Source organism: Kaistella sp., from assembly GCF_032060305.1.
Lineage (GTDB): Bacteria > Bacteroidota > Bacteroidia > Flavobacteriales > Weeksellaceae > Kaistella > Kaistella yananensis.
Window position 1 is genome coordinate 1 of record NZ_DAMBHK010000125.1, and the last position, 3,069, is coordinate 3,069.

Below are 3,069 nucleotides of genomic sequence, written 5' to 3' on the forward strand. Positions count from 1 at the left end.
TTAACTACGGTATGTTTGTGCTGATAATTTTCGAGCAGATCAATTTTCTCCTTGATGATATGGGCATTTTCGAATTCAAGATTTTCAGCATATCTTGTCATTTGCTTTACCAGATACTCTTTCGCCTGACGGAAATCTCCCTTGATAATTCCCCGTATTGCATCAATTTTCTGATCGTAATTTTCTTTTGTTTCGAGCATTTCACAAGGACCTTCGCAGTTCTTGATGTGATATTCCAGACAAACCTTATATTTTCCTTCTGCAATTTTTGCCGGAGCTAGATTCAGATTACACGTGCGGATTTTGTAAATATGTTTAATGGTATCGAGCAAAACTTTTGCAGGACGAACTTTCGCATAAGGTCCGAAATATTCTGAACCGTCTTTAATCATGGTTCGGGTTAAAAAAATACGCGGAAAATTTTCGTTCTTGATGCAGATCCAGGGATAAGACTTATCATCTTTCAGCATCACGTTGTAAAACGGCTGGTGTTCTTTGATAAGATTGTTTTCCAGGAGCAGAGCATCATATTCACTCGGAACGATGGTCGTTTCTAGCCGGTGAATCTTACCGACCATGATTCTGGTTCTGTATCCTGAAAGATTTTTATTGAAGTACGAAAGCACCCGTTTTTTCAGATGCTTGGCTTTTCCGACATAGAGCAGCTGTCCGTTTTTATCATAGTAACGGTAAACGCCGGGTTCGGAAGGTAAAGTTTTCAGCTGAAGTTCAAGGTCAGGATTCATGTAACAAAAATAGGGAATTGATTTTTATTCGGGCGATTTTTTCGCTCTTCCATTTCCCCTTTTCTGTAGGTCTTTTTCCTTATAGAAAAGCGCTCTGTTCAGTCCTCGACGCATATTTCCACAATCCCGTAAAAAACTGTATTTTTAAAGAAAAATTTACCAATGATTTACGGCGTAGACCACTTTAGCATTTCCGATGTAATGGAAATCTTAGCAAATCCCAATAAAGCAAAACTTAATAAGGAATCAAAAGACAAAATTTTAAGATCTCAGAAAAACGTTCAGCAAATTGTTGAGTCAGACCGTACGGTTTATGGAATCAATACTGGTTTTGGGCCACTTTGTGATGTGAAAATCTCAGAAGAAGAAACGGCGCAACTTCAGTATAATCTCATTATTTCTCACGCAGTGGGCGTTGGTAAACCAATTGCCAAAGATTTGTCCAAAATGATGATGATTGCCAAAATACACGCACTGTCGAAAGGATTTTCGGGAGTTTCGCTGGAAGTTATTGAAAGAATGATTCTGATGCTGGAAAAAGACATCATCCCTGCCGTTCCCGAACAGGGATCTGTAGGTGCATCCGGAGATTTGGCCCCTCTGGCGCATTTGGTTCTGCCGCTTTTAGGGCTAGGAAAAGTATGGGAAAATGATAGCATAGTAGAAACAGCCAAAGTACTGAACAAACATGGATTAGAACCACTGATTTTAGGCCCGAAAGAAGGTTTGGGACTAATTAACGGTACTCAGTTTATTCTAGCTCATGCCATTTTAGGTCTTCACAAGTTTGAATATCTTTTAAATCTTGCCGACTTAACTGCTGCCATGTCATTGGAAGCGTACCGCGGCTCTTCCAGCCCATTCAAAAAAGAACTTCACGATATCCGTCCATTTGATGGCAGTAGAAAAGTAGCTGGCAGAATGTTGACGTTTCTGGAAGGATCCGAAAACCTAAAGGAACACGAGTTTTGTGACCGCGTGCAGGATCCGTATTCAATGCGCTGTGTTCCACAGGTTCACGGGGCGAGCAGAAATGCCTATGAGCATCTTAAAAACTTAGCCGAAACAGAACTTAATTCGGTAACCGATAACCCGATTGTTTTAAGTGAAGAAGAATCCATTTCTGGCGGAAATTTCCACGGACAGCTGTTGGCATTACCTTTAGACTATGCTACTTTAGCAGCTGCAGAACTTGGCAATATATCGGACAGAAGAAGTTATCTTTTATTGGAAGGGAAATATGGTCTGCCAAAATTACTGGTTGAAAGTTCAGGATTAAATTCCGGATTTATGATACCTCAATATACATCGGCTGCCTTGGTAACCGAAAACAAAACACTGTGTTTTCCTGCATCTGCGGATTCAATCCCGACAAGTTTAGGACAGGAAGATCATGTTTCGATGGGAAGTATTTCCGGAAGAAAATTCAATCAGGTTTTGGGGAATTTAGAAAATATTTTAGCGGTAGAACTTATGTTTGGCGCTCAAGGATTAGAGTTCCGAAGACCAGCAAAATGCTCGAAATATGTTGAGAACGCCTACAATCTCATCCGTACAAAAGTACCGAAACTAGAAGATGATAGATTAATAGGTGAAGATATGTTGGCCATAGTGCAATTAATTCGTGAGAGAAAATTTGACGTAAATTAATATAATGAGAAAAAATATAATAGTATCCGTTTTCATCTGTTAAGCATTATGGCAGATGATCAACTATTAAAAACACGAAGATAGCCGAACTGTTAGATTCGATGGGCAGCACACAACCGATATGAATATATGATTGAACAACATAAAAAGAACTATCCGGATGTTCCAACTGAATATTTGGATAAAGCATCAGAATATGTCAATTATAATGAACTTATAGAAAAATTGATTCCGGTGTATACCAAACATTTTACTGAGCAGGAAACAGAAAGTCTCATAACATTTTATCGTAGTACAACAGGTAAGAAAATGATTGATAAAACACCATTAATTTTACAAGAAAGCATGGAAATCGGTAAAATGTGGGGAGTGAACTAGCTTAAAAAACTTGAATAAGAAATTTCGTTTGCTACCAAAAAGGAGTATTAGTCCCCTCCTCCTCCGATGCCTCTAAATAGTTAAGCTACTAGAATTAAAGATCACGGAATAATAAAAAGCTTCCACGAATTTATTATTGGAAGTTTTTTTGTAATAAAAATTACACGATACTTTTTTTTGATTTAAACTTTCCTTTAAGTAAGTTTAACTGCATTTTCCTTTAGTAAGTTGTATAAACACAAAAAAAATCCTCAATCAAATACATGAATGAGGATTAAAAAAACTGGCGGCGACC

General features: G+C 38.0%; 3 protein-coding genes. 2 read left to right on the plus strand and 1 reads right to left on the minus strand.

Annotated features, from left to right (window positions below):
- Positions 1–746: GIY-YIG nuclease family protein (locus tag V5N63_RS11480; protein WP_332034050.1), on the minus strand; the 746-nt coding region annotated here is incomplete at its 3' end.
- Between the two features lie 162 nt (positions 747–908).
- Here V5N63_RS11480 and hutH point away from each other — a divergent pair.
- Together hutH and V5N63_RS11490 are read left to right on the plus strand one after the other, a co-directional pair.
- Entirely contained in the window at positions 909–2,396 is a 1,488-nt protein-coding gene (gene hutH / locus V5N63_RS11485) for a histidine ammonia-lyase (protein WP_332034051.1), read from the plus strand.
- Positions 2,397–2,525: 129 nt separating this feature from the next.
- Complete coding sequence (locus V5N63_RS11490; protein ID WP_332034052.1) at positions 2,526–2,774, plus strand: DUF2059 domain-containing protein; 249 nt, start codon at positions 2,526–2,528, stop codon at positions 2,772–2,774.
- Positions 2,775–3,069 lie beyond the last annotated feature (295 nt).